Below are 520 nucleotides of genomic sequence, written 5' to 3'. Positions count from 1 at the left end.
TGATACTCATTTTCCATTAGAGGCAAGCGATACCTTCTCTTCTCCTATCGGAGACACTTCGTGAACGAGAGGCAACGTTTTCGGTAAGTTTACAGATATAAGGACAGTAACAATGGAAACATTAGAAAATTATCAGTTGATACTGGAAACGGGTAAAACTACGACAGAAAAAGCTTTAAAATTGTTTGACACCCTTGAACCTGTAAATTTAGGCTTTATGTATGGTCGTTGGCAAGGGTCTGGACTGCATACAAACCATCCAATGGACGGTTTATTGGAAATTTCTAATTGGTATGGGAAGGAATTTATAGATTCTGAAAATGTTCATCCGTTATTATTTTTAGATGGTCAGGGAAAAATTTTCCAGGTTGCGCCTAACCCCACTTTAATGAACTGGGTTTTAAAATTTCCGATCCCCAAAAATAATTCTTTCAAACCATTGTTGATCTCAATTAATTCTTTACTGAAAACCGATAAAAGTCAAGCCAGACTGCGGATGATGGAGTATAGAGGAAAAGTG

General features: G+C 37.1%; 1 protein-coding gene. It reads left to right on the top strand.

The features are described from left to right. Positions 1-112: 112 nt before the first annotated feature. Positions 113-520 (top strand): GXWXG domain-containing protein (locus tag ACEYW6_RS36585; protein ID WP_412983666.1); only part of this gene is annotated, 408 nt, incomplete at its 3' end.

This window comes from Nostoc sp. UIC 10607, assembly GCF_047228265.1.
GTDB classification, from domain to species: domain Bacteria; phylum Cyanobacteriota; class Cyanobacteriia; order Cyanobacteriales; family Nostocaceae; genus Nostoc; species Nostoc foliaceum_A.
Note: the sequence above shows the minus strand (reverse complement) of the source record. Positions and strands in the feature narration are given on the sequence as shown.